Here is a 26,114-nt window from a genome sequence, read left to right as displayed (position 1 = left end):
AGCAACGGAGTGAAGCCATGCCCGACGGCGGAAATTGGAAAGAAATGTTCGGCGCGGCCGAGGACGGCGATCTGGACTTGCTGCGCTACCACCTCGAGCGCGGCGTGGACCCCAACTTCGCGCACCCGGAGTACCTGGCCACGGCCCTGGTGGCCGCCATCCTCAAGGGCCAGATTGCGGCGGCCGAGTTGCTGCTGGAGTTCGGTGCCCAGCCGCACTTGCCTTCGGAGGCCGACGGGCTCAACCCCGCACAAGCGGCTTGGCGAGGTGGACACCACGAACTGGCTCAGCGACTGGACCCCGAAGGCCGCTGGGCCCCGGCGCCGCCGCGCCTCGGTTTCTGGCGCCGCCTTTTTGCCTGAACCTGTCTGGAAATACCGACACCACAGCCCCCCAAGCCTCGCTAAGGTGCGCGCCCATGCAAAAAGACAGCCGCCAGATCTGGGACATTTCTCCGCCAGTCAGCTTCAGCAGCCCCATTTTCCCGGGCGATGAGCCTTACCGCCTGCAGTGGACGGCGCGCCTCTCGCCGGGCTGCCCGGTGAATCTGAGTGCCGTGACCACCAGCCCGCATGTGGGTGCACATGCCGATGCGCCGCTGCATTACGCCAACGGTGAGCGCAGCATCGATGCTGTGGATCTGGCCCCCTATCTGGGGCGCTGCCGCGTCATTCACGCCATCGGCTGCGGCCCCTTGATCCAGCCCGAGCATCTGGCCCATGCGGCGCAGGACCTTCCGCCGCGCGTGCTGGTGCGCACCGCACAGCAAGCCGACCGCGTTTGGCGCGAGGACTTCAGCGCCTACGCCCCGGCGACGCTAGCCTGGCTGGCCGAGCGCGGGGTGCGATTGGTCGGTATCGACACCGCTTCCGTGGACCCAGCGACCAGCAAAACCCTGGATGCTCACCAACAGCTCCTCGCGCATGATCTGCGGGTGCTGGAAAACCTGGTGCTCGACGAGGTGCCGGAAGGCGACTACGAGCTGATTGCCCTGCCGCTGCGCTGGGTCGGGGCCTGTGCCTCGCCGGTGCGGGCAGTCTTGCGTTCCCTGGAGTGAAACCATGACCCGTGACGATGCCCTGCGCCTGGATGCGCAAGACCCACTGGCCCCGCTGCGCGAACAGTTCGCGCTGCCCGAGGGCAAGATCTATCTGGATGGCAATTCCTTGGGCGCACTCCCGAAGGCCACGCCCGAGCGCGTGCGCCTCGCCATCGAGCAGGAGTGGGGCACAGACCTCATCGAGAGTTGGAACAAGGCCGGCTGGATCGACGCCCCGCGCCGCCTGGGCGATCGCCTGGCGCCCTTGATCGGCGCCAGGCCCGGCGAGGTGCTGGTGGCCGACTCGACCTCGATCAACCTCTACAAGGTGCTGCATGCGGCTCTCTCGCTACAGCAGGGCCAGCGCAAAAAAGTGGTGAGCGAGCGCAGCAACTTCCCCACCGATCTCTACATCGCTGACTCGGTGGTGCGCGCGCATGGCGGCGAGCTGGTGCTGGTGGACTCGCCCGACGAGATCCCCGCCCTGCTGGACGAACGCTGCGCGGTGCTGATGCTGACCCATGTGCACTACCGCACCGGCCGCATGCACGACATGGCGCTACTGACCCGCTGGGCCCACCAGGCCGGTGCCCTCACGATTTGGGATCTGGCCCACAGCGCCGGCGCCGTACCTGTGGACCTGCTGGGCAGCGCCGCCGACTTCGCCGTGGGCTGCGGCTACAAATACCTGAACGGAGGCCCGGGTGCGCCGGCCTTTGTGTGGGTGCATCCGCGCCATCTGGGCTTGAGTTACCAGCCCCTTTCGGGCTGGCTGGGGCATGCCCAACCTTTCGCCTTCAACCCTTTCTACCAGCCAGCGGCCGGCATCCAGCAGTACCAATGCGGCACCCCGGTGGTACTGGGCATGGCGGCGCTGGAGTGCGGTCTGGCCGTGTTCGAGGGGGCGCAAGCCTTGGGCGGCATGGCGGCCTTGCGAGCCAAGTCCCTAGCCTTGACCAATTTGTTCATGGAAGAGTTGGAAGCCCGGGTGCCGGAGGCGCGCATCGTCACGCCGCGCGAGGCCGCGCAGCGCGGCAGCCAGGTCTCTTTCAGCTTGTCGGGCGAACTCAGCGGCGCCGCCTACGCGGTGGTTCAGGCCCTGATCGGGCGCGGCGTGGTGGGTGACTACCGGGCGGGCGACCCCAAGCGCCTGGACGCCGAGCCCCATTTGCTGCGCTTTGGCTTCACGCCGCTCTACACCCGCCATGTCGACGCCTTCGACGCCGTGCAGCACCTCGTCGACGTGCTGGCCACCCAGGCCTGGAAGGCGCCGCAGTTTCAAACGCAAAACAAGGTCACCTGATGAGCTGCCCCATCCATCCCAAGCCCGAGGACATCGTTCAGCAGGAGGGCGCCCAGCTCGACTTTTCGAAGGACATGAGCTACGGCGACTACCTGGGGCTGGACCAGGTGCTGAACGCGCAAAAGCCGCTCTCGCCCGCGCATGACGAGATGCTCTTCATCGTCCAGCACCAGACCAGCGAGCTCTGGATGAAGCTGGCGCTTCACGAGCTCTCGGCCGCTGCCAGTTGCGTGGCCGAGGACCGCCTGCCCGAGGCCTTCAAGATGCTGGCCCGTGTGAGCCGGATCTTTGAACAGCTGGTGCATGCCTGGGACGTGCTGTCCACCATGACGCCCACCGACTACAGCAAGGTGCGGCCTTACCTGGGCCCGAGCAGCGGTTTCCAAAGCCACCAGTACCGCCAGATCGAGTTCATGCTGGGCAACAAAAACCCGGCCATGCTCAAGCCCCATGCCCACCACGCCGAGCGCCTGGCTGCGGTGCAGGCGGCCTTCGAGGCGCCCTCGCTCTACGACCAGACCTTGCGGTTGATGGCGCGGCGTGGCCTGAGCCTTCCGGCGGCGGCGCTGGAACGCGACTGGACCCAAGCCTATGCCGCCAGCGAGGCCGTCAAGCAAGCCTGGCTGCAGGTCTACCGCGCGCCCGAGGCGCACTGGGATCTTTATCAGATGGGCGAGGAGCTGGTGGACCTGGAAGACGCCTTCCGCCTGTGGCGATTCCGCCATGTGACAACGGTCGAGCGCGTGATCGGCTTCAAGCGCGGCACCGGCGGTACGTCAGGCGTGGGCTATCTGCGCAAGATGCTGGACGTGGTGCTCTTCCCTGAACTTTGGGCACTGCGCACCGAACTGTGAGGGCCCCCAGGTCCGGGCTGCGCCCGGCCCGCCCCCCGAGGGAGCAAGGAATCTTGGGGCGGCCCTGCGATTCCTTGTGAAGCACCGACAATCGCCGCTCTTTCGGCCCGCCCTCTCGCCCATCGTCATGGACACCCGCACCCACCCCCGCACCCTGCGCCTGGATCTGGTTCGACAAGCCCTTCAGGGCGCCCAATGCCACGCGCTGCTGGTGCCCTCCAGCGACCCCCACCTGTCCGAGTACCTGCCCGAGCGCTGGGCCGCCCGCGAGTGGCTCAGTGGCTTCACGGGCTCGGTGGGCACGCTGGTGGTGACCCTGGACGGTGCCGCCTTGTTCGTGGACAGCCGCTACTGGGTGCAGGCCGAGGCCGAGCTCAAAGGCAGCGGCATCGAGTTGGTGCGTTGCGCCACCTCGGCGCCCAGTCATGTCATCGACTGGCTCGGCCAGACCCTGCAACAAGACCAACGCCTGGCCGTGGACGCCCAAGTGCTGGGCCTGGGCTTTGCGCAGGCGCTGAGCAGCGCCCTGCAGGCCCGTGGCGTGGCCCTGGTGGGAGACATCGACTTGCTCAACCAAGTCTGGCCCGACCGACCCGATCTCCCGGCCCAAGCCGTGCGTGCGCTGGCGCCTGAATTGGTGGCCCGCAGCCGCGCCGACAAACTGGCCGACCTGCGGGCCGCGATGGCAAAAGCCGGTTGCAGCCACCACCTCATTTCCACGCTCGACGACCTGGCCTGGGCCCTGAACCTGCGCGGCAGCGACGTGGGTTTCAACCCCGTGTTCGTCGGTCATTTGCTGATCAGCGTGAACGCGGCCGAACTCTTCATCAAACCCGGCAAGGTGGACGCCGCGCTGCAGCAAGCCTTGGCACAGGATGGCGTGCAACTGCGGCCCTACGACCAAACCCTGGACGCCCTGGCCCGCCTGCCTGCCGGCAGCACCGTGCTGCTGGACCCCAAGCGGGTGACTTATGGCCTACGCAGCGCCTTGCCCGCCGGAGTGGGCGTCAAGGAAGCCCTCAATCCCAGCACCGTGGCCAAGGCCGCCAAGACCGCGCTGGAAGCCGCCCATGTGCGCGAGGCCATGATCCGCGACGGCGTGGCGATGTGCGAGTTCTACGCCGAGTTCGAAGCCGCGCGAGCAGCCGGCGAGCCCTGGACCGAGCTGACCGTGGATGAGCGCCTGAGCGCGGCGCGCGCGCGCCAGCCCGGCTTCGCGGGCCTGTCCTTTTCCACCATCGCCGGCTGGCAGGCCAATGGCGCCCTGCCCCACTACCGCGCCACGCCCGAGCACCACAGTGCACTGGGCACCGATGGCCTGCTGCTGATTGACTCCGGCGGCCAATACCCCGGCGGTACCACGGACATCACGCGGGTCTGGGCCTTAGGCGCCGTCAGCGCGCAGCAAAAAGCCGACTACACCCGCGTGCTGCGCGGCACGATTGCGCTATCGCGCACCGTATTCCCGCGCGGCACCCTGGGCCCGATGTTGGATGCCATCGCCCGCGCTCCGCTGTGGGAGGCTGGTCTGGACTTCGGCCACGGCACCGGCCACGGTGTGGGCTATGGCCTTTGCGTACACGAGGGGCCGCAAAACATCTCCAAGGCCATCCCTGATCCCAGCATGGCCATGGAGCCGGGCATGATCACCTCGATCGAGCCCGGCCTCTACCGTCCCGGCCAATGGGGAGTGCGGATCGAGAACCTGGTGCTCAATGTGGAACAGCCCACGCCAGAACAAGGGGCCTTCGGCAGCATGCTGGCCTTTGAAACCCTGACGCTGTGCCCGATCGACACCACGCCCATCGAGCCAAGCCTGATGCGCAGCGATGAGATTGCCTGGCTGAACCAATACCACGCCATGGTGCGTGAGCGCTTGGCGCCGCGCTTGAGCGGTGCCGCGCTGGATTGGCTGCTCAAGCGCACCCAGGCCCTCTGAGGCCCAGGCCTGCACCGCAGGCTGTCGTTTCGGATTCGGGCCTGTACTGCAGGCCCGATTCACATCTGCTTGAACAGATGCAGGTAGCTGCGGCTGACCGGCAAGACTTCGTCGCGCCCTTTGAGGTGAATGTCAGCGGTTTCGTTGACACCGCGTGTGACATGGGCCACGGCGCGCAGATTCACCACCACCGACCGGTGCACCTGAACAAACTGGTCCGGGTCCAACTGCTCAATCAATTCCTTGAGTGGGGTGCGGATCAACGCCTCGCCCTCGCGCCAAGCCACCAAGGTGTATTTCTCGTCGCTGCGCAGGTAGATCACCTCGTCAACCGGAATCAACTTCAGCATCTGCCCCACGCTGGCACGGATCCATTGCAGATAGCTTGAACCGCGACCAAGCTGAGCGGCCAGTCGCTCCAGCAGTTGCTGAGTCGCTTCTTCGGCCTGCGGCTCGGCCGCCGTTGGGGTCTGCAGCCGTGTCTGCAGGCGGGAAACGGTGTCGGCCAAGCGCTCCATTTCCACCGGCTTGACCAGATAGTCCAGTGCGCCTTGGTCGAAAGCCTGAACCGCATATTGGTCGTAGGCCGTCACAAAAACCAGGGCAGCACGCCGACCGATGGCCCGTGCGGCCTCGACGCCGGACAGCCCCGGCATGTGCACATCCAGAAAGCAGACATCGGGTTCGTGCTGCTCAAACAGCTCCACCGCTTCGCGACCGTTGCGCGCCTCGGCCACCACCATCAGCTCAGGCCAAGCACGCGCCAACATGCCGCGCAGCGCCTCGCGCAGCAGGGGTTCATCGTCGGCAATCAGGGCGGTCGGCTTCATGACAGCGGCAGGATCAGTTCGGCCTGGACGCCCCGAGGCTGGCGTTCACTCAAATGCAGCTGGGCTTGTGCCCCCAGGCTCAGCTGCAGGCGCTCCCGCAAATTGGCCAGGCCCAAACCCGGCGCACCGCCCTGGCGCAGGCCCACACCGGAATCATCCACCCACACATGACAACGCCGTGCGGTACCCGAGCCTTGGATCGCCCCCCGGATCTCGATCTGCCCCCCCTCTTCGCTCGGATCGATGCCATGGCGAATGGCGTTCTCGACCAGGGTCAGCACCGTCATCGATGGGCAGCGCACCGCCTGCGCATCAGGCGTCACATCAAAGCGGAAACTCAGGCGGTCGGGCATGCGCAGATGCATCAGTTCCAGATAGGCCTTGGCCAGACTCAGCTCCTGCCCCAGGGTGCTGGACTCATCGTGCAACTGCGGCACTGCAGCGCGCAAGTAGGCAATCAGGCTGGAGAGCACGGCAGAAGCCTTCGGGGAGCCACCGTCCACCAGGGCCCGCACATTGGCCAGGGTGTTGAAGAGGAAGTGCGGCTCAATTTGCGCATGCAGCAGGCGCAGCCGCGCATCCAGTGCGCGCCGCTCCAGTTCGGAGCGTTCGAGCTCAAAGGCCAGGGCCTGGCTGCGAGCCTCGGCATCGCGTTGCCGGTACAGCGCCGTCATGGCCGCCAGCGGCCCCAACACCAAGCCAGAACCCGCCGTGGTCATATAGCCCACCATCCGGCCCTCGCTGTTCCAAAAGGCCGCGAAATTGCCGCCGGTGGCGACCAGATAAACCGCCAAGGTACCCAGCGGGACCGCAAGCGCCACGCCGATCACCTGCAGCGGCCAACGCGCCAACCAGGCCGGCAGGCGCCGCGGCCAGTGCTCCAACAACACGAAGGTCAGGAGGGCCAGCAGGCCCACCACCATGGTCCGCCCCACCACCACTGGGGTCGGCGTCACGAAGATGGGGCTCAACACGAGGGCCATCAAACCCGAAATGCCCAAGGACAAGCTCAGGCGCTGCGGGCTCAGACCCAAAAGAAAGGCGCGCCAAGTGGCGGTGGCAGATGGCTGGGAGGTTGACATGGCCCGCACGATAGCCGGGCCGCCCGTTCACCGCTGCGCCCATGCGATGGGCGACGGAAAAGGTGCTGTGAAGCACGGCGCAGCGCGCCGCTAGGCGCTCAGGCGTTGATTGGCTGCGTGGCCTTCGAGCGCTGCAAGCCGGTACGGCACATCACCACGTCACGGCCGCGCTGCAGGGCAAAGCGCAGCGCCTCCTGTGCACTCGGCCAGGGATAGCCCGCCCCCACGTCCTCATCACGAAACACTTCATCGCGCTGGCCCTTCGCGGCCTTGCGCACCACCACCAAGGCCGCGCAAAAGCCGGGGCCTGGGGCGCGCTCAATGGCGCCGGCATAGATGCGGTAATCCCCCGCGTCGAGTTCTTCGAATTGCATGGCTCAACCCATTCTGATGAGGGCGCCATGCTGACGGTCTGGCGAGATCAACACCATCCGACAAAAGGGGGCCCCCGAATGGGGGAGGCACGACCGTTTTGCGCCCTGAGAAAGGCCAAAAAGCAAAACGCCCCTGGGCGAACCCAAGGGCGTTGCATTTGGCGGAGAGGGAGGGATTCGAACCCTCGGTACGGGGATACCGTACGCCTGATTTCGAGTCAGGTACATTCGACCACTCTGCCACCTCTCCGAATTCGGTGTCTTGCAGTGGTCGCTGCAGGAAAGCCGCGCAGTATAGCTGAAGTTTTCAGGCCTTCAAGACTTCGGTGCCACCAAGATAGGGACGCAGGGCTTCGGGCACCTGGATCGAGCCGTCTTCCTGCTGATAGTTTTCCAGCACGGCCACCAAGGTGCGCCCCACCGCCAGGCCGGAGCCATTGAGGGTGTGCACCAGCTCATTCTTGCCTTGCGCGGTCTTGAAACGGGTCTGCATGCGGCGCGCCTGGAAAGCCTCGCAGTTCGAGCACGAGCTGATCTCCCGGAACGTGTTCTGCGCCGGCAGCCAGACTTCCAAGTCATAGGTCTTGGCGGCGGTGAAGCCCATGTCGCCGCTACACAGCTGCACCACGCGATAAGGCAGGCCCAGGCGCTGCAGGATGGTCTCGGCATGGCCCACCATCTCCTGCAGGGCTGCCTCACTCTGCTCGGGATGCACGATTTGCACCATTTCAACTTTGTCGAACTGATGTTGGCGAATCAGGCCGCGCGTGTCACGTCCCGCCGAACCGGCCTCGGAACGGAAACAGGGACTGTGTGCGGTCAGCTTGACGGGCAGCTCGCTTTCCTTCAACACCTGCTCGCGCACGCTATTGGTCAGCGAGATCTCCGAGGTCGAGATCAGGTACTGCTCCACACTCTCTTCATCGCCGCCCCGCAGCACCCAGAACATGTCTTCCTTGAACTTGGGTAGCTGACCGGTGCCCTCCAGCACCTCGCGATTGACGATGTAGGGCGTGTAGCACTCGGTGTAACCGTGCTCTTGGGTCTGCACGTCGAGCATGAAGGCGGCGAGCGCGCGGTGCAGACGCGCCACCGGGCCGCGCAGGAAGGTGAAGCGCGAACCGCTGAGCTTGGCGCCGGTGTCGAAATCCAGGCCCAGGGGTTCACCCAAGTCTGCATGGTCTTTCGGCGCAAACGAAAAGGCGCGCGGCGTGCCCCAGCGGCGCACTTCCACATTGGCCGCCTCATCGGCACCCACAGGCACCCCGGCTTGGGGCAGATTCGGCAACTGCATCAACAGCGCATTCATCTGTGCCTGCAAGACATCAAGTCGATCCGCCGAGGCCTTGAGTTCATCCGCGATACCGGCGACCTCGGCCATCAGGCTGGAGGCATCCTCGCCCTTGCCCTTGGCCATGCCGATGGCCTTGGACAAGCTGTTGCGACGAGCTTGCAGCTCCTCGGTGCGCGTCTGCAGCTGCTTGCGCTCGCCTTCATAGGCAGGGAAGGCCGCAAGCTCCTGAACGAACTGCGGCTTATGACGGGTTTCGAGTCGGGCCACGACAGCATCGAAGTCGCGGCGCAGCAGGTTGATGTCGAGCATCTTGAGAGTCCTTGGCTTTATCAGGGGCGGCGAAGGCGTGGGGCCTTCGGCCAAATGAGGGTGCTGCGATGAGGGTGCTGCGTAGAGGCGGCCGAAGCGGCCTCGGATTCAGTTCAAGGGCAGTCAGGTTCAGGATCGGGCCGCCGACACTTCAGCCATGGACTTGTCGCCCAGACCCAGGGGTAGCGGGAAACGGACCTGCTCTTGCACGCCGTCGAGCTTGCGCACACTGGTCGCGCCAAAGGCACGCAACTGGTCGATCACGGCCTTGACCAACACTTCCGGCGCCGAGGCCCCGGCGGTCAGGCCCACGCGAGCACGCCCCTCGAACCATGCGGCCTGCAGGTCTTCAGCGCCATCCACCATATAAGCCGGCGTCCCCAAGCGCTCGGCCAACTCGCGCAGGCGATTGCTGTTGGAACTGGTCGGGCTGCCCACCACGATGACGATGTCGACCTGCGGCGCCAACAGCTTGACGGCATCCTGGCGGTTCTGCGTGGCGTAACAGATGTCCTGTTTCTTGGGCTCACGCACCTGGGGAAAGCGTTCGCGCACCGCCTGCAGAATTTCAGCCGCGTCGTCCACGCTGAGCGTCGTCTGCGTCACCACGGCCAATTTCTCATGCTGGCGCAGCACCACCCGGGCCACATCTGCCACATCCTCGACCAAGTGGATGCCCTCGTTCAGCTGCCCCATCGTGCCCTCGACCTCGGGGTGCCCCTTGTGGCCGATCATGATGAATTCAAAGCCTTCGCGAGCCAGCTTGGCCACTTCAACATGGACCTTGGTCACCAGTGGGCAGGTCGCATCAAAAATCTGAAAGCCCCGCTCCGTCGCCTCGCGACGCACGGCCTGGCTCACTCCGTGGGCTGAGAACACCAGGGTGGCGCCGGGCGGCACATCGGCCAAATCCTCAATGAAGATCGCACCCTTGCTTTTCAGATCGTTCACCACATAGGTGTTGTGCACGATTTCGTGACGCACATAGATCGGCGCGCCAAACTTGGTCAACGCCCGCTCGACGATCTCGATCGCACGATCCACCCCGGCGCAAAAGCCACGCGGCTCGGCCAGCAACACATCCTGCGTCATCACAACACCCCGATCACTTCAACCTCGAAGCGCAGCGCAACGCCGGCCAGCGGGTGGTTGAAATCGAACAGCAAATGGTCTTGCTCCAGCGCCGCCACGGTGCCGGCAAAGCGTCCACCGCCTTGCGGCGTGGGGAACTGCACCACATCGCCCACCTGATAGCTCTGGTCAGGATCCCCTTGTTCGGCCAACAAGCGGCGACTCACGGGCCGAAGCAGTTCGGGCTTACGCGGCCCAAAGGCTTCGTCGGCGGACAAATCAAAACTCGCCCGTGTGCCTTCTTGCATTCCCAGCAAACGCCCCTCCAGGCCAGGCGCCAACTCGCCGCTGCCCAAGGTCAGCGTGGCGGGCTGCTGCCCAAAGGTGTCCACCAGCACATGGCCGTCAGGCCCGCTCAGGCGGTAATTCAGGGTCAGAAAGGCGCCAGGCGCCACGGTGGCTGGGAGCATGATCGGGCCGGCAGTAGGCCGGCAGCACGAAGAGGAAAAGCGGCGATTTTAGGGAGAGGCAGCAAGCACCCTCGCCGGCAGCCCTGGGAGGGGCTTTCTAGAATGTCCCCATGCCCATGGTCGATCTGCCCCCCAGCAGCCGCCCTCGCGAGAAATTGCTGGAGCGCGGCGCCTCGGCCCTCAGTGACGCCGAACTGCTGGCCTTGCTGCTGCGCACCGGTCTCAAAGGCCAGCCGGTTCTGACTTGGGCAGCAGACTTGTTGCAGCAGTTCGGGGGGCTGGCCGGACTTCTGAATGCACCTGACAGCGCACTCACACAGATCCGCGGCTTGGGGCCTGCCAAGCGCGCCGAGCTCCTGGCGGTGCTGGAGTTGGCGCGCCGCGCCCTGCAGCAACCTCTGCAGGAGCGCGCGGTGATGAGCAACCCCGATGCCGTTGAACAATTGCTGCGCCTGCGCCTGGGCGCCCTGCCCCATGAGGTTTTTGCCGCCTTGTTTCTGGACAGCCAACTGCGCCTGATTGCGTTTGAAGAATTGTTCCGAGGAAGCCTGAGTCAGACGGCGGTCTACCCGCGTGAGCTGGTGCAACGGGCCCTGCAACTCGGTGCGGCCGCCTTGATCCTGGCCCACAACCACCCCAGCGGTGTGGCGGAGCCCTCGGCGGCCGACCACGCCCTCACCGTCCAGTTGCGCCAAGCCCTCACCCTGGTGGATGTGCGGCTGTTGGATCACTTTGTGGTCACGCGCACGGCCTGTATATCACTGGCGGCCCGGGGCTGCCTATGAGGCACGGCTGGGCCGATCTGGCCCTCATCCAGAAGGAACTGAGGAGCCGGCGCGAAGCGGCAGAACAAGAAGCGCGGATGCAGCGCGAACGCGCCGCCGCGCTAGAGCGCGAGCGTCGGCTGTTTGAACTCAGCGTGGGTCCGGTCCAGCAACTGGCCCCGCACCAGCAAGTTCACCGCGCGCCGCCGCGCCCGCCCCCAGAACCGCGCCAACGCCAGGCCGATGACGCCCAGGTGCTGGCGCAAGCGCTCTCGGATCACTTCGATGTCGACAGCCTGCTGGAGACCGACGCCGAACTGTCCTATCGCCGCCCGGGCATCGGGCCTGAAGTTCTGAACCGCCTGCGACGCGGGGAGTGGTCACTGCAGGCCCAACTGGATCTGCATGGCCTGCGTCGCGATGAGGCGCGCGAAGCGCTGGGGCAGTTCTTGCAGCAGTGCCGCCTGCGGGGCCGGCGCTGCGTGCGCGTGGTGCATGGCAAGGGACACGGCTCGCCCGGTGGCGAGGGCATCCTGCGGCTCAAGGTCAGGCGCTGGCTGGTCCAACATGACGCCGTGCTGGCCTTCGTACAGGCCCGCGCCGCCGAAGGTGGGGCCGGTGCACTGATCGTGCTGCTTGATTGAGTTAGGGCCTGTTCACACTAAGCGAAGCCGCGCGAAAGGGACTGACCGGCTGTCAGCCTAGGCGCGCGGCGCGGCCCAGGCTGGCCGCCTGGGCGAGCCGGGCAACGACGAATGGCGGCCGGTCAGTCCCTTTCCCTCCGGGTTGCCACCAAGCAAGGGCGCCCACTTTGTTGCGAAGCTCGCTGGGACATCCAGTCCCAGCTTTACTTCGCGCCGCGTTGGCGCCCTTTCTGGATGGCAACGCGCTGGCTTCCATTAGTGTGAAAAGGCCCTAGATCGAGCGGTTGCGCATCCAGTCCGCCGTATTGAAAAAGGCCTGGTGCAGACGCTCGCGCAGGGCGGCGGGCACGCCCTCTTCGCCCATGGCCTGCGCCATGCAGGCCAGCCAATCGTCGCGTTCCTTCACCCCGATGGGAAAAGGCAAATGCCGGGCGCGCAGCCTGGGATGACCAAAGCGTTCCTCATAGTGCCCGGGCCCACCCAACCAGCCGCAGAGAAACCAGAACAGCTTGTCGCGCGAGCCGTCCAGGGCGCTGGGATGTAGGGCCCTGAGGTCCGCATAGCGCGGCTCCAGGTCCATCAAGTCGTAGAAGCGATCCACCAAATGGCGCACGGCGCCCTCGCCCCCGAGCGCCTCAAAAGCGCTCTCACCCGCCGCATCACTCATCAGCTCAGCAGCCGGTTGGCCAAAGCCTTAAGGCCCTGGGCCGCATCGCTTCCCGGACTCTTTTCCAGCAGCAGTTCGCGGCGCAAGACGGCCTGGCGCACGGCCGGGTCGTTGCGCACCTCGCCCATCAGGTCCAGGTTAAAGCTATGCCCCCCTGGCGCCGTGCCAATGAAGCGTGCCAGCACGGCCTGCAACTGACCACACACCGCCTTGCCTTCGCCCGGACGGTTGGCCTGGTTCAGCACAAGGCCCAGGCGGCGGCGCTGCTGCTGCGTGGCCAGCACCTTGATGGTGGCGTAGGCATCGGTCAGAGAGGTGGGCTCAGGCGTGGCCACCACCAGGACCTCGGTTGCCAGAGAAACGGCATAGAGCACCACATCCGAGATACCCGCCCCGGTATCGATCAGCACCCAGTCGTAGCGCGGCTTGACCTGATCGACGATCTTCAAGAGCTTGTCACGCACTTCTGGCGTCAGGCGCGAGTACTCCACCATGCCGGAGCCCGCCAGCAACACCGAGAACCCGCCCGGCGCAGGCAGGATGGCTTGCTCCAAGGTGCATTTCTCGGTGAACACATCGTGCAAGGTCAGCTTGGGATGCAAATTGAGCACCACATCCAGGTTGGCCAGGCCCAGGTCGGCATCCAGCACCAACACGCGCTCACCGCGTGCGGCCAAGGCACAGGCCAGATTGGCCGTGACAAAGGTCTTGCCCACCCCGCCCTTGCCACTGGTGACGGCCAGCGTGCGTGCGCCCTCAGTCATAGCGACTCCTCGGGCAGGACGGCAAACAGCATGCTCTTCTCATCGGCACTCACGATCGATTCAATTTGCGGCTCCAGGCAAGCGCGGTTGCGCCCCTCAGCCTTGGCGCGGTAGAGCTGGCGATCAGCGCGTTCCATCCACAGCAAAGGGGAGGATCGCACCCACTGCGGCGCGTAAGCGCCCCCGAGACTCACCGTCACTTGCAAGGACAGCCCAGGCGCCACCGCCACCACTTGCTCGGCCACGGCCTCGCGGATGCGCTCGGCCACCGTCGGGCCAAAGCTGCTGGAGCAATTGGGCAGCACCACGGCAAATTCTTCACCACCAACCCGCGCCACCGTATCCATGGGGCGCACCGCCGAGGCCACGGCATCGGCCACCGCCCGAATCACCAGATCCCCTGCGGCATGCCCGTGGGTGTCGTTGACCTTCTTGAAGTGATCGATATCCAGCATCAGGAGCAACGCGGACTCCCCCGAGCGCGCGGCCCGGTCGATCTCGCGAGACAGCTGCATCTCGAAGTTGCGTCGATTGGACAGGCCAGTGAGCGGATCCCGATTCGACAAGTCCGCCAGGGCATCGATCAGGCCCTGCAGCCACTCCAAGCTGTAGGGCTCGGCGTCCGGCAACAAGGCTCCGGCTTGGTCCAGCAATTGCAGCGCACTGTCGAGCTGCAGCGATCGCAGGTCGGTGGACGGGCTGGAGGCAGATGGAGCCATCGAGGAGCGCAGGGCTGGTGATCGGGCCAGTCTAGCAGCGGGTTTTACCAACTCTCAGGCTTGGCCCCCCCGTGTCGATACTAGGGTGGGAATCTGCTCATGACTCCCACAATCAACGCATTGCAGCCCCGGTGAGCCTTCGCCACCGTCAACCCATGGCAACCCTTGACAGCCCGCGCACAGAAGGTCAGGACCACGAGTTCAGCTTCAGCAAAGCCGACTTTGATCGGGTGCGGCGAATGATTTACAGCCATGCCGGGATCAGCCTGCACGAGGGCAAACACGCCATGGTCTACAGCCGCCTCTCAAGGCGCCTGCGTGACACCGGCCGACGCAGCTTCTCCGAATACCTGGACTCGCTGGAACGAAGCAGCGGCGCCGCCGCCGAGGCCGAGTGGCAGGAGTTCGTGAACTGCCTGACCACCAATCTCACCAGTTTCTTCCGCGAAGAACATCACTTCCAGGCCCTGGCCGACGAGCTCAAGCACTTTGCAGGCAAGCCGCTGCGCATCTGGTGCTGCGCCGCCTCCACCGGCGAAGAGCCCTATTCCATTGCCATCACCTGCCACGAGGCTTTGGGCAGCCTCAACCAATTGCAACTGGTCTGCTCCGACATCGACACCAATGTGCTGGCCACGGCCCGCCGGGGTGTCTACAACGAAGACGCCCGGGGCCTGTCGCCGCAGCGATTGCGGAACTACTTCATGAAGGGAACCGGCGCGAATGCCGGTCGCATCCGCTTCAAGCCCGACCTGGCGCGCAACATCGACTTCCGCGTGGTCAACTTGATGCACCCCCAGTGGCAGCTGGGCGAACCCTTCCAAATGGTGTTTTGCCGCAACGTGATGATCTACTTTGATGGCCCCACCCAGCGCAAGGTGCTGGAGCGCATCCACAAGGTAATGCAGCCGCGCGGCCTGCTCTTTGTCGGTCACTCGGAGAACTTCACCGAGTCCAAGGACTTGTTCCGCCTGCGCGGCAAGACCATCTACGAACGCGTGTAGGTGCCCCATGAGCAGCCTGGCCAGTACCAGTCCTTCGAGCTCCAGTTCCCTCGTCAATGGGGGCGGTGCGGCAGCGGCTTGGGTCACGAAGCTGAAAGGCCAGCCGCGCAAGAACGGCGAGGCCTCATTCTTCTTCTACGACTCGCACTTTCGCAATGCCGCCGTCAAGGTGCTGCCGGGCGAGTATTTCGTCGAAGGCGAGGACTTGCTGATCATGACCACCCTAGGCTCGTGCATTGCCGCCTGTCTGTGGGACCGCACCGCCATGGTCGGCGGCATGAACCACTTCATGCTGCCCGAGGGCAACGGGGAGTCGGGGCGCTATGGCACCTACGCCATGGAACTTTTGATCAACGAGATGATGAAGCGCGGCGCCAGCAAGGGCCGCATGGAGGCCAAGGTGTTTGGCGGCGGCGCCGTCATCACTGGCATGAACAGCCTGAATGTGGGCGAGCGCAACACCAACTTCGTGCTGGACTTCCTCAAGACCGAGCGCATCCCCGTGGTCTCCAAAGACGTCATGGATGTCTATCCACGCAAGGTCTGCTTTCTGCCAAAGAGCGGCAAGGCCATGGTGAAGCGGCTGGCGGCGGCCAATGAAGCGCTGCTGCAGCAGGACCGCGGCGCGGTCACCAAGGTTCAACCTGTGGCCGCTGGCGGCGGCTCCATCGATCTTTTCTAACCGATTCAGAGCATGCCCAAGACTCGCGTGGTGGTGGTGGACGACTCGGCGCTGGTGCGCTCCATCCTTTCCGAGATCATCAACAAGCAGGCCGATATGGAGTGCGTGGGCGCGGCCGCCGACCCGCTGATTGCCCGGGAGATGATCCGCAATCTGAACCCCGATGTGATCACGCTGGATGTGGAGATGCCGAAGATGGACGGCATCGATTTCCTCTCGCGCCTGATGCGCCTGCGACCCATGCCGGTGGTGATGGTGTCCACCCTGACCGAGCGCGGCGCCGAGGTCACGCTCAAGGCGCTGGAGTTGGGCGCCGTGGACTTCGTGGCCAAGCCCAAGATCGGCGTGGCCGACGGCATCCGACAACTGGCGGCCGACATCACGGACAAGATTCGCATCGCGGCGCGCGCGCACATCAAGCGTGCCGCTGCCGCCCCGGCGCCGGGCGCCCCTGCGACGGCCCCCCCGCCGCCGCCCACCAACATCGGCCGGCTCTCCACCGAGAAGATCATCTTCATCGGCGCCTCCACCGGCGGCACCGAGGCCACCAAAGATGTGTTGGTGAACTTGCCGGCCGACTGTCCGGCGGTCTGCATCACCCAGCACATGCCCCCGGGATTTACGGCCAGCTATGCACAGCGCCTGGATGGCCTGTGCAAGATCCGCGTCAGCGAGGCGCGTGACGGCGAGCGCATCTTGCCCGGCCACTGCTACATCGCCCCTGGCGGCAAGCACTTCAGCGTGGAGCGCTCCGGCGCCAACTACATCGCCCGCGTGCAGGATGGCGAACCGGTGAACCGGCACAAGCCGTCGGTCGAGGTCCTGTTCAATTCAGCCGCCCGCGTGGTGGGCCAGAACGCCTTGGGCATCATGTTGACTGGCATGGGCGCCGACGGCGCCAAGGCCATGCGGACCATGAAAGACGCCGGCGCTTACAACCTGGTGCAGGATGAGGCCACCTGCGTGGTCTTTGGCATGCCGCGCGAGGCCATTGCGGCCGGCGCAGCCGACGAGGTGCTGCCCCTAGGCCAGATCGCTCCGCGCCTGATCGAGCGACTTCGCAGCACCGCCGGCTTCTCCATGAATCGGGTCTGATCCGGGTCTGAACCGGATCTGAACCGAGTCCAATCAGGCCAGGAACAGCTCCTGCAGGTCGCTCAAGAAATCAAAGCCGCGCGGGCTGGCCTGCAGGCGAGCGGGATCGTCGACTAGCAGCCCCCTGCTGACCCCTTGCTCCCGAGCTTGAGCAATGCTGGAGAGCGGCAGTCCCGTGCGCTCCAGGAACAGCTGGGTCTCCACACCGTCTTTCAGACGCAGCGCATTGAGCGCGAATTCGAACGGAAGTTCATTGCGCGCGACCTCGTGCTCGTTCGAGACCGCCGCGCCTTGGGCGGCCTGTTCCATATAGGTCTTGGGTTCCCGCCAGCGCACCTGGCGCAGCACACGGTGCGGAAAACTCAGCTTGCTGTGCGCTCCCGCGCCGATGCCCAGATAATCACCAAAGGCCCAGTAGTTCAGGTTGTGCACGCAGCGCTGCCCGTCCTGAGCGTAGGCCGAGACTTCGTAGCGCTCCAGGCCCTGCCCGGCCGTGCGCGCCGTGATCAGATCCAGCATCTCGCTGGCCAAGTCGGCATCAGGCAGGACGGGCGGGTTCAGGGCGAAGCGCGTATTGGGCTCGATCGTCAGGTGGTAGACCGACAGATGCGGCGGATTGAACGACAAGGCCTGGTCCAACTCGGCGGACAAGTCGCTCAGGGACTGGCCCGGAAGCGCATACATCAGGTCCAAGTTGAAGCGCTCAAAGCAGTCCGCCGCCTCGCGCAGAGCGGCCTTGGCTTGCTCAGCGCTATGGACCCGTCCCAGTGCCTGCAGCCGGCTGTCATCAAAGCTCTGTACACCCACCGAAAGGCGCGTGACCCCAGCCTCGCGATAGCCTCGAAACCGATCCTTCTCAAAGGTGCCTGGATTGGCCTCCAGCGTGATCTCCGCGCCGGGTTCCAGCGGCAGGCGCGCCCGCAAGTCCGACAGCAGCTGATCGATCTGCGCCGGGCTGAACAGGCTGGGGGTCCCGCCCCCAATAAAGACCGAGACGATGGGCCGGCCCCAGATCAGTGGCAGGGCTGCATCCAGGTCCGCTCGCAGCGCCGCCAGATAGGCCTCGGCCCGTGTCAGCTCCACCCCTTGGGCCGCCTCGTGCGAGTTGAAATCGCAGTACGGGCATTTGCGCAGGCACCAGGGCAGATGGACGTAGATTGACAGCGGCGGCAACGCTGCCAACTGCAGGGTGCCCGGGCGCATCAAGGCGTTCAAGCGCGCCGGGTCGGCAGGATGCAGGCTCAAGCCCAGCCCCACACGTCGCGCAATTGCTGACGCAGCAACACCATCGCGCGGGCGCGGTGGCTGTGCTGATTCTTGATCTCGGCGCTCAGACTGGCCACGGACTGGCCAAAGTCCACCGCTGCGACGATGGGGTCGTACCCAAAACCGCCCTCACCCTGCACCCCCTCCAGCACCACCAGCGGCCAGCGGCCCAGTGCGATCAAAGGCTGTGGATCTTGTGCATGCCGCAGGGCCACCAGGGCACACACAAAGTGACCCCGCCGGTCGGTGCGGCCTTGCATGCGCTGCAGCAACAAGGCGTTGTTGGCCGCATCGCTGCGTTCGCCCCCCACCTCCAACTGCGCAAAGCGGGCCGAAGTCACACCGGGCAGGCCACCCAGCGCGTCCACGCACAGTCCGGAGTCATCCGCGAGCGCGGGCAAACCGGTGAGCTGCGCCGCATGCCGCGCCTTGGCCAGGGCGTTCTCGATGAAGGTGCCGAAGGGCTCTTCCGCCTCTGAGACACCCAGTTCGCCTTGGGTGCGCACTTGCACGCCGGGCAATAAGGCCTGCAACTCCTTGAGCTTCTTGGCGTTGTTGGACGCCAGGACCAGCTCATTCATGGGCCAGTGCCTCTTGCTGCGCCTGCACCAATTGCTGAATGCCAGCCTGGGCCAAATCAAGCAGTCGCTCCATCTCCTCCCGGCTGAACGGCGCGCCTTCGGCCGTGCCTTGGACTTCGATCAAGCCGCCCTTGCCCGTCATCACCACATTCATGTCGGTATCGCAGGCGGAGTCTTCAACATAGGCCAGGTCCAACATCGGCACACCCTCCACGATGCCCACCGAAATGGCGGCCACGGCGTCCTTCAACGGCCATTCCTTGAGCAGACCCTGGCGCTGCAGATGGCGGCAGGCATCGACCGCTGCGACATAAGCGCCGGTAATGGCGGCGGTGCGCGTGCCGCCGTCGGCCTGCAGCACGTCGCAGTCGATCTGGATGGTGCGTTCCCCCAACTTGTCCAACTCGAACACGGCGCGCAAGGAGCGCCCGATCAAGCGCTGGATCTCCTGCGTCCGGCCACTTTGCTTGCCTTTGGCCGCCTCGCGGTCCGAGCGCGTGTGGGTCGCTCGCGGCAGCATGCCGTACTCCGCCGTCACCCAACCCTGACCGGAGCCACGCTTGAAGGGCGGCACCTTTTCTTCCACCGAGGCGGTGCAGAGCACCTGGGTGTCACCAAAGCAGACCAACACCGCTCCTTCGGCATGCTTGGTGAAGTGGCGCTGCAAACGCAGCGGACGCAATGCATCGGCACGGCGCCCATCGGCGCGCGCCATTGGCTGTTCGGCCATATCAACCTCTTTGTTGTGCGCGACGAATGGTCGCGTTGATTTCATCGACCTGGCGGTCGATCTCGGCATCGTCCAGTTCGACCTTGCGGTCCCACTGTTCGAGCATGGCAGCCTGGATGGTGGTGGCGAAGGCCGACTCCCCCAGGCTACGGGTGGAGAGCCGCTCGGTCTCGGCCACTTCTTCGGGGTCCTCGCCTTCCCACTCAAAGGCCAACACCGTCACGTTGTCGGACTTGGTGCCGCCCTTGCGCAATGCCATCTCGACCAGATCGGGCACCGCGTCATGCAAATCTCGCTCACTCACCTGCTCAACGATGGCGTGATCGCTGACCTGTCCCCAAAGTCCGTCCGAACACAAAAGCAGCCGGTCGCCTACGCTCAGTTGCAGAGGCCCCTGGATGTCCACCATCGGCCGCCCCGGGCTTCCCAGACAAGTGAAAAGCACATTGCGGTTGACCTTGTCGGCATTGCTGCGACCCAGCGCCTCCTGCAGTTCGCTATAGGAATGATCGCGGGTGCGTGCCACCAATTCGCCACGGCGCATCCAGTACAGGCGTGAATCCCCGCAATGAGCCCAAAAAGCCTGGCCGCCTTGAGCAATGCAGGCCACCACCGTGGTACGCGGCGTGTCCTCAAGCCCACGCTCTTTGGCGTAGGCCAAAAGTTGCTGATGGGCCGCCATGACCGCTTCGCGCAAAAAGACCATCGGATCCGCAATGCGAGGCCGGGCCTGCGCCTGAAACATCGAGGCCAAGGTCTGCAGCGCAATTTGGGCCGCCATCTCCCCTTCAGGGTGTCCGCCCATTCCATCGGCCAATGCAAACAAGGCGGAGTCCCGGGTGTAGGCATAGCCCATCCGGTCCTCGTTCTTTTCGCGGCCCCCGCGTCGGCTGACTTGAAAGACGCCGAACTTCACGCCTTGGCCCCAGTCTTCAGATTTTCCAGCTGCATCTTCAAGCGCTCACTGAAGCTGAGTTTGGTGTAGCGACGTTCGGTCTCGCGAGCCAATTCTTTTTGCAGCGCAAACACCGACTGCGGGCGTGCCAAGGGGTCCAGGGCCATGCACCATTCGGTCACCTCGATGAGGTTGTCCGAATAGACGTTTCGCAGGCGAGACAGACTCAAGCCCAGCCTGTCCTTCTCCTGGCGCTGCGGCGCATCATTGGGCGGGTAACCCTGCATACATGCGTAGATGCAAGCGCCAATGGCGTAGATGTCGGTCCAAGGGCCCAGCGAGCCATCGCGGCGGTACATCTCCGGAGCCGCAAAACCCGGCGTGTACATCGGCCGGATGAAGTTGCCTTCCTTGCTCAGCACCTCGCGCGCAGCGCCAAAGTCCAGCAGCACCGCCCGGTTGTCATTGGTGATGAAAATATTGGCTGGCTTGATGTCCAAGTGCAGCATCTTGTGCTGATGCACGATGCGCAGGCCTTTGAGAATCTCGTCAAACAAGGAGCGAATCGTCGACTCGCGAAATACCTTGTCGCGCTTCAAATCTCGCGCCGTGACAATGAAATCTTGCAAGGTGTCTCCCTGCAAGTAATTCATCACCATGTAGACGGTTTCGTTTTCCCGCAGGAAATTCAGCACCGAAACCACCGAGGCATGGGAAATTTGCGCCAGCGACCGCCCTTCCTCGAAGAAGCTGCGCAGACCGAGACGGTACAAGGGCAGCTTGTCGGGCTTGATGCGCGGCACCAACTCCCCCGGCGAGCGCTCGGCCAGCGAGGAGGGCAAATATTCCTTGATGGCCACCAGATGGTGTTCGGGGTCTTCCGCCAGATACACCACGCCAAAACCGCCTGCGGCCAGTTTCTTGATGATCTGGTAGCCCCCCACCACGGTACCTGCAGGGAGCGGAGCCGGTTTCGGCTTTGACATAATCGGTGATCGCCTCTTAGCCTGTTCGCCAGCCAGATTCATGCCAGTCTACAGCATGACCGGGTATGCCAGCGCCCTGCGCCGGCCCCTACAAAACCCTGATTCCCCGCCCCTGCCGCAGCTCGGCGTCGAGCTCCGCTCGGTCAACGGCCGCTTTCTGGATCTCACACTCAAACTCGGCGAAGAATTCCGACATCTGGAGCCGCAATTGCGCGAGCGCGTGGCGCAAGCCATCCGTCGCGGCAAGCTGGAGCTGCGCCTCGGTAGCGCCCGCGAAGAAGAGGAAGCCTTCCCCTGCCCACAAGACTCCGTTCTGGAGCGCCTGCAAAGCCTGCAGTCCCGGCTGATTGAGCACTTTCCGCAGGCCCGCCCGCTGAGCGTGCAGGAGGTGCTGCACTGGAGTCGCCAAGGTGGCGCCAGCCCAAGCTGGGACGAGGCCTGGGTGCTTAAGTTGGTGGAGGACGCTTTGGACGGCCTGCGCGAAGCCCGGGCCCGCGAAGGTGCTCGCTTGGTTGCCATCCTGCTGGAAAAAATTGAAGCGCTGAAGCAACTGGCCGACCGTGCCGAGCCCCTGGTGCCCGCTGTGGTGGCCCGGCATCAGCAACGCTTTTTGGACCGTTGGCAGGAGGCCCTGGGCCAAGCCGGCGCGCTGGCACACGCCGAGCTGTCAGAAGCTGCACGGGATCGCGCCCTGTCCGAAGCCGCCGCTCAGGCCATTCGCATAGACGTGGCAGAGGAGTTGGCCCGCCTGCGTGCCCATCTGGACGAAATCACGGCACAGCTGAACAAGGGTGGCGAGTTGGGCAAGCGATTGGACTTCCTCATCCAAGAGCTTCATCGCGAAGCCAACACCTTGGGCTCCAAATCCACGGCGCTGGAACTGAGCAACATCTCGGTGGAGATGAAGGTCCTGATTGAACAAATGCGCGAACAGGTTCAAAACATCGAATGAACACCTCGATCACCCACGATAGCCCCGGCAACCTCTTTGTGGTGGCCGCCCCCAGCGGTGCGGGCAAGAGCAGCTTGGTCAAGGCCTTGTTGGAACTGGATGCCAAGCTGGCCGTCTCGGTCTCGCACACCACGCGCGCGCCGCGCGGGCAAGAGCAAGACGGCCGGGAGTACTGGTTTGTCAGCGAAGCCGACTTCCGCGCCAAGATCGCGCACGACGATTTTCTGGAGTGGGCCCAGGTGCACGGCAATCTGTACGGCACTTCCAAAGCCGCCATTGAGGCCCGCCTCGCCCACGGCGAGGATGTGGTGCTGGAGATCGACTACCAGGGCGCCCTGCAGGTCAAAAAGCTGTTTCCCGCCGCCACACTGATCTTCATCTTGCCGCCCAGCTGGGATGAGTTGCGCCTGCGCTTGCAGCGCCGCGGCGACACCCAGGCCGATGTGATCGAGACCCGCATGGCCAACGCGCGCACCGAAGTGGCGCAAGCCAGGCACTTCGATTTTGTGGTGGTGAATGCACTCTTTGAGACCGCTCTCTTCGATCTGAAGGCGATCGTGCACGCGCAACGTCTAAAATACGCGGCTCAGTTGCGCCATCGCTCCGCGGTGTTTCAAGCGCTGAACCTGTGTTGACCCCTGCCGAAAAGCGAGAACCATGGCCCGCATCACCGTCGAAGACTGCCTGGAAAAGATTCCCAACCGCTTTCAGCTGGTGCTGGCTGCAACCTATCGCGCTCGCATGCTGAGCCAAGGCCACACCCCTAAGATCGAAAGCAAGAACAAGCCCAGCGTGACCGCCCTGCGCGAAATCGCCGCCGGTGAGGTGGGCTTGGAGATGCTGCGCCGCGTGCCGGTCTAAGGCAGCAACGCCCATCGCATCAAGGCGCCTGCGGGCGCTTTTTTCATGGTCGATACAAGCCCTTGGGGGCCGGGGCTTCGAGTAAATTCGGGGCATGCTCCGCACCCTTGCCGCTGTCCGCTGGCCCCGTTCCGCCCGCCCCTCGACCGATACGCCGCAAGCGCATGCGGCGTCCTTCGACGCGCTGATCCCGCACCTGCACTACCTCAGCAAGGCGGATCTCAAGCGGGTACGCGATGCCTTCCGGTTTGCGGACAACGCCCATTTGGGCCAGATGCGCGCCAGCGGCGAACCCTATATCACCCACCCACTGGCGGTGACCGCCATTTGCGCTGAGTGGCGCCTCGACGCACAGGCCCTGATGGCCGCCCTGATGCACGACGCCATGGAAGATTGCGGCGTCACCAAGGCAGAGCTGATCGAACGCTTCGAGGCACCGACGGCCGAGTTGGTGGACGGACTGACCAAGCTGGACAAGCTGCAGTTCTCCACCAAAGAGGAATCGCAGGCCGAGTCCTTTCGCAAGATGCTGTTGGCGATGGCTCGCGATGTGCGCGTCATCCTGATCAAGCTGGCCGATCGCCTGCACAACATGCGCACCATGGAATCCATGGCGGCGCCCAAGCAGCGTCGCATTGCCCGCGAAACGCTCGAAATTTATGCCCCGATCGCGCACCGCCTGGGCCTGAACCAGACCTACCGCGAACTGCAAGATCTGAGCTTTCGCTATGAGCACCCCTGGCGCCACGCCCTGCTGGACAAGGCGGTCACCAAGGCCCGCGGGCACCGGCGTGACCTCGTCAAGCGCATCGAGCAGGACGTCAAGCAGGCCTTCGCCCAGGCCAGCCTGGGCGTTGAGGTGCACGGTCGAGAAAAGACGCTGTATTCGATCTACCGCAAGATGCGCGACAAGCACCTGAGCTTTGCCCAGGTCAGCGACATCTTCGGCTTCCGCATCGTGGTGGACTCGCTGCCCCAGTGCTACCTGGCTCTCGGGGTCTTGCACCAGCTCTACAAGCCCCAGCCGGGACGGTTCAAGGACTACATCGCCATTCCCAAGCCGAACGGCTACCAGTCATTGCACACCACCCTGGTGTCCCCCCTGGGAACCGCGGTCGAATTCCAGATCCGCACGGAAAGCCAGCATCAGGTGGCGGAGCAAGGCGTGGCGGCCCACTGGTTGTACAAGTCACGGGGCAAGACCGATGCCCAACAACTGGGTTCGCGGCTGCTGCAGTCGCTGCTGGATATTCAAAACGAAACCCGAGATGCCCGGGAGTTTCTGGAGCATGTCCGCATCGATCTGTTCCCGGACTCGGTCTATGTCTTCACACCCCGCTCGCGCATCCTCGCCTTGCCCAAGGGCGCCACGCCGGTGGACTTCGCCTACGCCATCCACTCCGACATTGGCGACCGCTGTGTCGCAGCCCAGGTGAATGGAGAGATGGTGCCTTTGCGGACCGAACTGCGCAGCGGCGATGTGGTGGAGATCGTGACCGCGCCCAGTGCAAGGCCAAATCCGGCCTGGCTCGGCTTTGTGCGCACAGGACGCGCACGCAGCAAGATCCGTCACCATCTGAAAACCTTGGCGCACGACGAGTCTCGAGAGCTTGGCCTGAAGCTGCTGGCGCAGGCCCTGCGGGCCGAAGGCCAGACCCTGCCGCCCCTGGAAGGTGAGGCAGCGGCGCTGTGGCAAGCCTTGGCCCGCTGGGCCGGACACCGCAACGCCGATGAGTTGCTGATTGAAATTGGCGTCGGCCGCAAGATCGCCAGCATGATGGCCAAGCAACTCTCGCGCATGTTGGTCGAAGCCGGCCAGCGCCCCGATGCGGTGCTGCTATCCATGGGCCGCTTTGGCGCCGAGGACACACCACAACAAGGGCTGGTGCTGCTGGATGGCAGCGAAGGCGCCTCGGTGCGCTACGCCGGCTGCTGCCACCCCATTCCGGGCGATGACATCCGCGGCTATCTGGGTCGCGGCGAGGGCCTCTTGGTCCACACCGTCGAGTGCCAGACGGGCCGTCGCCTATTCCAGCGCGATAGCGAGCACTGGATTGCCGTTGCCTGGGCCGAGGAACTAAGCCAGAGCTTCGAGGCCGAAGTCGGCGTGTTGATGAACAACGTTAAAGGTGCGCTAGCTCAGGTGGCGGCCGGCGTCAGCCAGGCGGAAGCCGACATCACGCATGTCGAGATGAACAAGGACTCTGATGTGGCACGCGAAACGGCTGAAATGCGCATGCTGGTGGCGGTGCGCGATCGCCACCACCTGGCCGATGTCCTGCGCCTGCTCAAACGCGTCAACCCAGTGATGCGGGTCTGGCGCGTACGCCCTTAAGACTTGCCTGTCCCCGGCGCGGGATAGCTAACGGCCAGCACCTCGATCGTCTCGACCCCACCCGGGGTCAGTAGTTGCAGCTCATCACCCACCCTTGCCTTCAGCAGCACCCGTGCGATGGGGGCCACCCAACTCACCTCACCGCGCAGGCTGTCCGCCTCGTCGATGCCTTTGATGGTGATGCGGCGCTCTTGGCCATCCGCCGTGCAGTAGCTGACGGTGGCACCAAAGAAGATCTGATCGGCACCGTAATGGATGCTGGGGTCGGCGACCTCGGCGATATCGAGTCTTTTGGTCAGGAAACGCAAACGCCGATCGATCTCGCGCAGCCGCTTCTTGCCATAGAGATAGTCACCGTTCTCAGAGCGGTCGCCGTTTTTAGCCGCCCAGGAGACCACCTCAACGATCTTCGGCCGCTCTACATCCAGCAGTTCCATGAACTCCGCTCTGAGCTTGGCATAGCCCTCAGGGGTGAGGTAGTTGCGCGTGCCAGCCGGCAGCGCTGGCAGTGCCAGTTCGTCCTCGTCGTCGCCATCCTGCTCTTTGGTGAAAGCCTTGCTCATGGCGGCATTGTCTTCAGTCGCGGAACGAGAGGGAGAGGGGA

General features: G+C 64.6%; 29 protein-coding genes and 1 tRNA gene. 14 read left to right on the top strand and 16 right to left on the bottom strand.

Annotated features, from left to right (window positions below):
• The first annotated feature begins 17 nt into the window (after positions 1 to 17).
• From FF090_RS08345 to FF090_RS08325, 5 genes are all read left to right on the top strand, one after another.
• Positions 18 to 362: an ankyrin repeat domain-containing protein gene (locus tag FF090_RS08345; RefSeq protein WP_175423580.1), complete on the top strand. Its 345-nt coding sequence runs from the start codon at positions 18 to 20 to the stop codon at positions 360 to 362.
• Positions 363 to 418: 56 nt separating this feature from the next.
• Positions 419 to 1,057, top strand: a complete 639-nt coding sequence (gene kynB, locus FF090_RS08340) for an arylformamidase (RefSeq protein WP_138856282.1) — start codon at positions 419 to 421, stop codon at positions 1,055 to 1,057.
• Between the two features lie 4 nt (positions 1,058 to 1,061).
• Positions 1,062 to 2,342: a kynureninase gene (kynU, locus tag FF090_RS08335; protein WP_138856281.1), complete on the top strand. Its 1,281-nt coding sequence runs from the start codon at positions 1,062 to 1,064 to the stop codon at positions 2,340 to 2,342.
• Positions 2,342 to 3,196, top strand: coding sequence for a tryptophan 2,3-dioxygenase (gene kynA, locus FF090_RS08330; protein ID WP_138856280.1), 855 nt, complete (start codon positions 2,342 to 2,344; stop codon positions 3,194 to 3,196). The genes kynU and kynA overlap by 1 nt, the downstream gene beginning before the upstream one ends.
• 127 nt (positions 3,197 to 3,323) lie before the next feature.
• Positions 3,324 to 5,135, top strand: a complete 1,812-nt coding sequence (locus FF090_RS08325; RefSeq protein ID WP_138856279.1) for an aminopeptidase P family protein — start codon at positions 3,324 to 3,326, stop codon at positions 5,133 to 5,135.
• Between the two features lie 59 nt (positions 5,136 to 5,194).
• Here the strand turns inward: FF090_RS08325 and FF090_RS08320 are convergent, their stop codons facing one another.
• The 7 genes from FF090_RS08320 to FF090_RS08290 all read right to left on the bottom strand — a co-directional run bounded on the left by FF090_RS08320 (position 5,195) and on the right by FF090_RS08290 (position 10,565).
• A complete protein-coding gene (locus FF090_RS08320; RefSeq protein WP_138856278.1) occupies positions 5,195 to 5,965 on the bottom strand; it encodes a LytR/AlgR family response regulator transcription factor in 771 nt (256 codons plus the stop codon).
• The gene (locus tag FF090_RS08315) at positions 5,962 to 7,047 is read right to left on the bottom strand and encodes a sensor histidine kinase (RefSeq protein WP_138856277.1); all 1,086 of its coding nucleotides are present in this window, start codon (positions 7,045 to 7,047) and stop codon (positions 5,962 to 5,964) included. Before FF090_RS08315 ends, FF090_RS08320 begins: the two co-directional genes overlap by 4 nt.
• A 98-nt stretch (positions 7,048 to 7,145) precedes the next feature.
• Entirely contained in the window at positions 7,146 to 7,421 is a 276-nt protein-coding gene (locus tag FF090_RS08310) for a hypothetical protein (protein ID WP_138856276.1), read from the bottom strand.
• A 159-nt stretch (positions 7,422 to 7,580) separates the two neighbouring features.
• Positions 7,581 to 7,671: transfer RNA gene (locus FF090_RS08305), tRNA-Ser, on the bottom strand.
• A gap of 57 nt (positions 7,672 to 7,728) precedes the next feature.
• Positions 7,729 to 9,024: a serine--tRNA ligase gene (gene serS / locus FF090_RS08300; RefSeq protein ID WP_138856275.1), complete on the bottom strand. Its 1,296-nt coding sequence runs from the start codon at positions 9,022 to 9,024 to the stop codon at positions 7,729 to 7,731.
• Between the two features lie 129 nt (positions 9,025 to 9,153).
• The gene (gene ispH / locus FF090_RS08295; protein ID WP_138856274.1) at positions 9,154 to 10,116 is read right to left on the bottom strand and encodes a 4-hydroxy-3-methylbut-2-enyl diphosphate reductase; all 963 of its coding nucleotides are present in this window, start codon (positions 10,114 to 10,116) and stop codon (positions 9,154 to 9,156) included.
• Positions 10,116 to 10,565 (bottom strand): FKBP-type peptidyl-prolyl cis-trans isomerase, encoded by a 450-nt coding sequence (locus FF090_RS08290; protein ID WP_138856273.1) that lies wholly within the window; start codon positions 10,563 to 10,565, stop codon positions 10,116 to 10,118. The genes ispH and FF090_RS08290 overlap by 1 nt, the downstream gene beginning before the upstream one ends.
• A gap of 110 nt (positions 10,566 to 10,675) precedes the next feature.
• Here FF090_RS08290 and radC point away from each other — a divergent pair, with 110 nt between their 5' ends.
• Both radC and FF090_RS08280 read left to right on the top strand, forming a co-directional pair.
• Entirely contained in the window at positions 10,676 to 11,350 is a 675-nt protein-coding gene (radC, locus tag FF090_RS08285; protein ID WP_138856272.1) for a RadC family protein, read from the top strand.
• Positions 11,347 to 11,973 carry a Smr/MutS family protein gene (locus FF090_RS08280; RefSeq protein WP_138856271.1) on the top strand — a complete coding sequence of 209 codons (627 nt, stop codon included), beginning with the start codon at positions 11,347 to 11,349 and terminating at the stop codon, positions 11,971 to 11,973. Before radC ends, FF090_RS08280 begins: the two co-directional genes overlap by 4 nt.
• 271 nt (positions 11,974 to 12,244) lie before the next feature.
• On the opposite strand, the gene FF090_RS08275 is transcribed toward FF090_RS08280, so the two are convergent.
• From FF090_RS08275 to FF090_RS08265, 3 genes are read right to left on the bottom strand one after another with little or no spacing between them, the layout of a single operon-like run.
• On the bottom strand, positions 12,245 to 12,640 hold the full coding sequence (locus FF090_RS08275) for a group II truncated hemoglobin (protein WP_138856270.1): 396 nt from the start codon (positions 12,638 to 12,640) through the stop codon (positions 12,245 to 12,247).
• Entirely contained in the window at positions 12,640 to 13,404 is a 765-nt protein-coding gene (locus FF090_RS08270) for a MinD/ParA family protein (RefSeq protein ID WP_138856269.1), read from the bottom strand. Before FF090_RS08270 ends, FF090_RS08275 begins: the two co-directional genes overlap by 1 nt.
• The gene (locus FF090_RS08265; protein ID WP_138856268.1) at positions 13,401 to 14,123 is read right to left on the bottom strand and encodes a GGDEF domain-containing protein; all 723 of its coding nucleotides are present in this window, start codon (positions 14,121 to 14,123) and stop codon (positions 13,401 to 13,403) included. The genes FF090_RS08270 and FF090_RS08265 overlap by 4 nt, the downstream gene beginning before the upstream one ends.
• A gap of 155 nt (positions 14,124 to 14,278) precedes the next feature.
• Here FF090_RS08265 and FF090_RS08260 point away from each other — a divergent pair, with 155 nt between their 5' ends.
• Genes FF090_RS08260 through FF090_RS08250 form a run of 3 tightly spaced genes read left to right on the top strand, consistent with a single transcriptional unit; the run spans position 14,279 to position 16,904 of the window.
• Entirely contained in the window at positions 14,279 to 15,127 is an 849-nt protein-coding gene (locus tag FF090_RS08260) for a CheR family methyltransferase (RefSeq protein WP_138856267.1), read from the top strand.
• Between the two features lie 7 nt (positions 15,128 to 15,134).
• On the top strand, positions 15,135 to 15,809 hold the full coding sequence (gene cheD, locus FF090_RS08255; RefSeq protein ID WP_138856266.1) for a chemoreceptor glutamine deamidase CheD: 675 nt from the start codon (positions 15,135 to 15,137) through the stop codon (positions 15,807 to 15,809).
• Positions 15,810 to 15,821: 12 nt separating this feature from the next.
• Entirely contained in the window at positions 15,822 to 16,904 is a 1,083-nt protein-coding gene (locus tag FF090_RS08250) for a protein-glutamate methylesterase/protein-glutamine glutaminase (protein WP_138856265.1), read from the top strand.
• 33 nt (positions 16,905 to 16,937) lie between these two features.
• Here FF090_RS08250 and hemW read toward each other — a convergent pair whose 3' ends face one another.
• From hemW to FF090_RS08225, 5 genes are read right to left on the bottom strand one after another with little or no spacing between them, the layout of a single operon-like run.
• Entirely contained in the window at positions 16,938 to 18,107 is a 1,170-nt protein-coding gene (gene hemW / locus FF090_RS08245; RefSeq protein WP_138858327.1) for a radical SAM family heme chaperone HemW, read from the bottom strand.
• 38 nt (positions 18,108 to 18,145) lie between these two features.
• Complete coding sequence (locus FF090_RS08240) at positions 18,146 to 18,751, bottom strand: non-canonical purine NTP pyrophosphatase (RefSeq protein ID WP_138856264.1); 606 nt, start codon at positions 18,749 to 18,751, stop codon at positions 18,146 to 18,148.
• Positions 18,744 to 19,481, bottom strand: a complete 738-nt coding sequence (rph, locus tag FF090_RS08235) for a ribonuclease PH (protein WP_138856263.1) — start codon at positions 19,479 to 19,481, stop codon at positions 18,744 to 18,746. The genes FF090_RS08240 and rph overlap by 8 nt, the downstream gene beginning before the upstream one ends.
• Before the next feature lies 1 nt (position 19,482).
• On the bottom strand, positions 19,483 to 20,397 hold the full coding sequence (locus FF090_RS08230; RefSeq protein WP_138856262.1) for a PP2C family protein-serine/threonine phosphatase: 915 nt from the start codon (positions 20,395 to 20,397) through the stop codon (positions 19,483 to 19,485).
• On the bottom strand, positions 20,394 to 21,362 hold the full coding sequence (locus FF090_RS08225; RefSeq protein WP_138856261.1) for a serine/threonine protein kinase: 969 nt from the start codon (positions 21,360 to 21,362) through the stop codon (positions 20,394 to 20,396). Before FF090_RS08225 ends, FF090_RS08230 begins: the two co-directional genes overlap by 4 nt.
• Before the next feature lie 40 nt (positions 21,363 to 21,402).
• Here FF090_RS08225 and FF090_RS08220 point away from each other — a divergent pair, with 40 nt between their 5' ends.
• From FF090_RS08220 to FF090_RS08205, 4 genes are all read left to right on the top strand, one after another.
• Entirely contained in the window at positions 21,403 to 22,314 is a 912-nt protein-coding gene (locus tag FF090_RS08220) for a YicC/YloC family endoribonuclease (RefSeq protein WP_175423579.1), read from the top strand.
• Positions 22,311 to 22,949, top strand: a complete 639-nt coding sequence (gene gmk, locus FF090_RS08215) for a guanylate kinase (RefSeq protein WP_138856260.1) — start codon at positions 22,311 to 22,313, stop codon at positions 22,947 to 22,949. The genes FF090_RS08220 and gmk overlap by 4 nt, the downstream gene beginning before the upstream one ends.
• 22 nt (positions 22,950 to 22,971) lie before the next feature.
• Entirely contained in the window at positions 22,972 to 23,175 is a 204-nt protein-coding gene (rpoZ, locus tag FF090_RS08210) for a DNA-directed RNA polymerase subunit omega (RefSeq protein WP_138856259.1), read from the top strand.
• A gap of 94 nt (positions 23,176 to 23,269) precedes the next feature.
• Positions 23,270 to 25,510: a RelA/SpoT family protein gene (locus FF090_RS08205; protein ID WP_138856258.1), complete on the top strand. Its 2,241-nt coding sequence runs from the start codon at positions 23,270 to 23,272 to the stop codon at positions 25,508 to 25,510.
• Here the strand turns inward: FF090_RS08205 and greB are convergent.
• Positions 25,507 to 26,073 carry a transcription elongation factor GreB gene (gene greB, locus FF090_RS08200; protein WP_138856257.1) on the bottom strand — a complete coding sequence of 189 codons (567 nt, stop codon included), beginning with the start codon at positions 26,071 to 26,073 and terminating at the stop codon, positions 25,507 to 25,509. The genes FF090_RS08205 and greB overlap by 4 nt on opposite strands.
• Positions 26,074 to 26,114: the final 41 nt, after the last annotated feature.

The organism is Inhella inkyongensis (genome assembly GCF_005952805.1).
Taxonomy (GTDB): domain Bacteria; phylum Pseudomonadota; class Gammaproteobacteria; order Burkholderiales; family Burkholderiaceae_C; genus Inhella; species Inhella inkyongensis.
This window is presented reverse-complemented; position numbering and strand designations above follow the sequence as displayed.

Bases quoted from the DNA above. Each gene is read 5' to 3' on its own strand.
- ispH (WP_138856274.1), bottom strand. From the start codon at position 10,116: ATGACGCAGGATGTGTTGCTGGCCGAGCCGCGTGGCTTTTGCGCCGGG.
- kynA (WP_138856280.1), top strand. From the start codon at position 2,342: ATGAGCTGCCCCATCCATCCCAAGCCCGAGGACATCGTTCAGCAGGAG.
- FF090_RS08320 (WP_138856278.1), bottom strand. From the start codon at position 5,965: ATGAAGCCGACCGCCCTGATTGCCGACGATGAACCCCTGCTGCGCGAG.
- gmk (WP_138856260.1), top strand. From the start codon at position 22,311: ATGAACACCTCGATCACCCACGATAGCCCCGGCAACCTCTTTGTGGTG.
- greB (WP_138856257.1), bottom strand. From the start codon at position 26,073: ATGAGCAAGGCTTTCACCAAAGAGCAGGATGGCGACGACGAGGACGAA.
- cheD (WP_138856266.1), top strand. From the start codon at position 15,135: ATGAGCAGCCTGGCCAGTACCAGTCCTTCGAGCTCCAGTTCCCTCGTC.
- radC (WP_138856272.1), top strand. From the start codon at position 10,676: ATGCCCATGGTCGATCTGCCCCCCAGCAGCCGCCCTCGCGAGAAATTG.
- kynB (WP_138856282.1), top strand. From the start codon at position 419: ATGCAAAAAGACAGCCGCCAGATCTGGGACATTTCTCCGCCAGTCAGC.
- FF090_RS08260 (WP_138856267.1), top strand. From the start codon at position 14,279: ATGGCAACCCTTGACAGCCCGCGCACAGAAGGTCAGGACCACGAGTTC.
- FF090_RS08240 (WP_138856264.1), bottom strand. From the start codon at position 18,751: ATGAATGAGCTGGTCCTGGCGTCCAACAACGCCAAGAAGCTCAAGGAG.
- FF090_RS08205 (WP_138856258.1), top strand. From the start codon at position 23,270: ATGCTCCGCACCCTTGCCGCTGTCCGCTGGCCCCGTTCCGCCCGCCCC.
- FF090_RS08275 (WP_138856270.1), bottom strand. From the start codon at position 12,640: ATGAGTGATGCGGCGGGTGAGAGCGCTTTTGAGGCGCTCGGGGGCGAG.
- rph (WP_138856263.1), bottom strand. From the start codon at position 19,481: ATGGCCGAACAGCCAATGGCGCGCGCCGATGGGCGCCGTGCCGATGCA.
- FF090_RS08290 (WP_138856273.1), bottom strand. From the start codon at position 10,565: ATGCTCCCAGCCACCGTGGCGCCTGGCGCCTTTCTGACCCTGAATTAC.
- FF090_RS08325 (WP_138856279.1), top strand. From the start codon at position 3,324: ATGGACACCCGCACCCACCCCCGCACCCTGCGCCTGGATCTGGTTCGA.
- FF090_RS08225 (WP_138856261.1), bottom strand. From the start codon at position 21,362: ATGTCAAAGCCGAAACCGGCTCCGCTCCCTGCAGGTACCGTGGTGGGG.
- hemW (WP_138858327.1), bottom strand. From the start codon at position 18,107: ATGCGCCCGGGCACCCTGCAGTTGGCAGCGTTGCCGCCGCTGTCAATC.
- kynU (WP_138856281.1), top strand. From the start codon at position 1,062: ATGACCCGTGACGATGCCCTGCGCCTGGATGCGCAAGACCCACTGGCC.
- FF090_RS08280 (WP_138856271.1), top strand. From the start codon at position 11,347: ATGAGGCACGGCTGGGCCGATCTGGCCCTCATCCAGAAGGAACTGAGG.
- FF090_RS08265 (WP_138856268.1), bottom strand. From the start codon at position 14,123: ATGGCTCCATCTGCCTCCAGCCCGTCCACCGACCTGCGATCGCTGCAG.
- FF090_RS08220 (WP_175423579.1), top strand. From the start codon at position 21,403: ATGCCAGTCTACAGCATGACCGGGTATGCCAGCGCCCTGCGCCGGCCC.
- FF090_RS08270 (WP_138856269.1), bottom strand. From the start codon at position 13,404: ATGACTGAGGGCGCACGCACGCTGGCCGTCACCAGTGGCAAGGGCGGG.
- FF090_RS08310 (WP_138856276.1), bottom strand. From the start codon at position 7,421: ATGCAATTCGAAGAACTCGACGCGGGGGATTACCGCATCTATGCCGGC.
- FF090_RS08345 (WP_175423580.1), top strand. From the start codon at position 18: ATGCCCGACGGCGGAAATTGGAAAGAAATGTTCGGCGCGGCCGAGGAC.
- FF090_RS08250 (WP_138856265.1), top strand. From the start codon at position 15,822: ATGCCCAAGACTCGCGTGGTGGTGGTGGACGACTCGGCGCTGGTGCGC.
- FF090_RS08315 (WP_138856277.1), bottom strand. From the start codon at position 7,047: ATGTCAACCTCCCAGCCATCTGCCACCGCCACTTGGCGCGCCTTTCTT.
- serS (WP_138856275.1), bottom strand. From the start codon at position 9,024: ATGCTCGACATCAACCTGCTGCGCCGCGACTTCGATGCTGTCGTGGCC.
- rpoZ (WP_138856259.1), top strand. From the start codon at position 22,972: ATGGCCCGCATCACCGTCGAAGACTGCCTGGAAAAGATTCCCAACCGC.